Here is a 2,538-nt window from a genome sequence, read left to right as displayed (position 1 = left end):
CCGCCCACGGCGCCCCCCTCGACCTCGACGCAAAACCCTACGCAAACCCCGTCCACTGGGCAGCCTTCTCCCTCACAGGGGTGTAGGGGCGGGGACGGTGGGGATCGGCAAAGGGACATGAACGTGAGACCGCCGCCGAAGCAGGGCTCCGGCGGCGGTCTTGGTCAAGCCGGTCGCGCCTCGGGGTCAGGCGGGTTCCCGCACCTTCAACGGTTTTGCGTAGATCTTCCAGTTTTCGTCCGGCCGCCGCAGCAGGCGTCGGCGCAGATCGTCGAACTGGTCCTCCGTCACCATTGGAGCCTCGCCCTCCGCCAGGCCCTTGGTGGCCTGGAAGCACGCGGCGCGGTCGAGCCGCATGTTCAGATCCGCCTCGTAGCGGGCCATGACCAGCAGCAACTGGCTCCTGCCGGGCTGGAGCGTCCAGGCGCGGTGAGGGACGCGGGGGTTCTGGAACGTGTCCCTGTGGAGCACGTCTCCACCGGTGATCTCCTGGTTCGACAGCAGGTAGACATCCCCGTCGCCGTCGACCAGGAAGAGAAGGCACTCCACCGGCTCGCCGGGTTTCCAGTCCGCGATCTCCATGAGGTTCCAGAACTCCGCGCCGGCGTCGATCGCCGGCTCGGTGTTGGTGATGACGGGGCCGCTCTTGTACCCGATGGAAGGGCCCTGCGCCCCGGCGGTGTTTTCAGGCGCCTCGTCAGGGTAGCCGAGTTCTTGCCGCGCGGCTCGATGCCCCTTGCGCGCCGCCTCCTCGATGCTCGTGAAGACCAGGAGCGGGCTCGGGGGCCGCTCCGCCGCGGCCAGGAAGTAGTTCTCAGCCGCGAGGAGGAAGAAGCGCTTCGCCGTGATCTCCATGAGCAGAGGTTTGCTTTCGTCGTCCGACGCACGTGCGTCGGCCTCGATCGTCACCAGGTCCTCGAACAGGTCGTCGCTCTCGACCTCGAGGACCCAGAGCGGCAGGCCGTAGGCGTTCGCGAGGAGCAGCATGTCGTAGCGCGGCAGGCGAGCGACGCCGGTGTTTCGGTCTTTCGCTTCCTTCGCCTCCATGGCTTTTGCAGACCTCCGGTCCTCGGGCGTTTCGATCGCGCTCCGGTCGCCGTCGTCCTTCTCGACCCGCAGCACCCTGTCGAAGTACGTGGCGCCGCGCTTGCCGTTGTGGTCGTTGATGTCGGAGAGCGGCACCCAGCGCCCGGTCGCCTTGCGGCCGCCGCCATCCGACCGGTAGGCGCGCTCGTGGAACTGCACCGAGATCCGCGCGCTCTGCTTGATGACCTCGCGGATCCCCGCCTCCGGGTTGGGTTTGGTGTAGAGCCGCAGTTCCTTCAGCTTTTCCAGCCGCCGCCGCAGCACGCCCGGGCGCATCAGGACGTCCGTCGTCATGTAGCGCTCGTCGGTTTCCGCCAAGGCGTGCGCCTGGCTCGCCTGGTTCGCCCGCATCCCGGCGACGAGGCGGGGCGAGATCGATTTCGTCAGGTCCCTGTCGCGCACATCAAACGCGTCGTCTGCATCCCTGGGCATGGCGGCCTCCTTCGGTTCAGCTTCCTGAAGGTCACGCTATACCAATATTGACGGCAATCAAATCGTTTTGAATGCGAATGACGTTTATTGACGTTTAGTGCCTGCGCTGCGGCGGACTTCACGGCGCAGGGCGTCAGGGCGTCGGCGCCGCGACCTCCATGAACACGCAACACGACTCCAGCGGCGACGATCCGCAGCCTGCACGCGCCACAAGGTCCCAAAGCGCCCCGGCCGGCACGCGGTCGACCCGGTGCGACCCCTCGTCCCGACCAGCCGTCGGGCCGCCGAAGATGGCGTGCCGGTCGAAGCGCGGGCGACGCGACGGCGTGAGCACCGCGAGGATTTCGTGGCGCCCCTCGCCTTCGAACCTCAGCCAGGCGGTGGGCCCGCTCCCGTCGAGCGAAGCGTCCTGGCGGGGCACCTCCAGCCTGCGCCGCCATCGCAGGGCGCCCGAGGTCGTCGCCACGTTGGAGAGCAGCCGGATATCGCCCGCCTCGTTGCGCGTCAGCAGGATTCCCTGCGCGCCGTCAAGCGCCTCGGGCAGATCCAGCCGCACGACGATCGATTCGCCTTCGGCAACGCGCCCATCGGCCCGCGGCTCTCCGTCCGCGAGGATCTGCAACGAAAGATCCGGCGTCGCGCGGGCGAGAAGGCGGTCGAAGGCGATGCGATCGAGCTCGGTCGAGCTGGGAGCGTCTTGCAAGCCCGGCGCCGAACCTTCGCAAGGCTCTTCCGAGGAGGCGGGCGCCGCCGAGCCCGGTTCGCTGCGGGGGCCGGAGCCGATCGACAGGGACATGGTCAGGTTCCTTGTTCCGAGTGCGTCTCGCTCGACGGTTAGGCATCGCGCTCAGCGCGGCGCCGGCGTCGCCAGGGCGCTTCGCCGGCCGTCGGCGACGCCATCTACACTCCCGTGACGGAGAAGGCGGCCCAGTGGACGGGGTTTGCGTAGGGTTTTGCGTCGAGGTCGAGGGGGGCGCCGTGGGCGGGGGGCTGGAGGACGAGGCGGGTTCCGGAGGTTCC

Annotated in this window: 2 protein-coding genes; both read right to left on the bottom strand. The window is 68.5% G+C overall.

The window, feature by feature from the left end:
* Nucleotides 1-186: 186 nt before the first annotated feature.
* Nucleotides 187-1,518, bottom strand: coding sequence for a hypothetical protein (locus BM064_RS26515; protein WP_092866583.1), 1,332 nt, complete (start codon nt 1,516-1,518; stop codon nt 187-189).
* Nucleotides 1,519-1,651: 133 nt separating this feature from the next.
* On the bottom strand, nt 1,652-2,314 hold the full coding sequence (locus BM064_RS26510; protein WP_092866580.1) for a hypothetical protein: 663 nt from the start codon (nt 2,312-2,314) through the stop codon (nt 1,652-1,654).
* Between the last annotated feature and the right edge of the window lie 224 nt (nt 2,315-2,538).

The organism is Albimonas pacifica, assembly GCF_900113695.1.
GTDB classification, from domain to species: Bacteria; Pseudomonadota; Alphaproteobacteria; order Rhodobacterales; family Rhodobacteraceae; genus Albimonas; species Albimonas pacifica.
The sequence above is the reverse complement of the archived record's forward strand: the minus strand, read 5'-3'. Positions and strand labels throughout refer to the sequence as shown.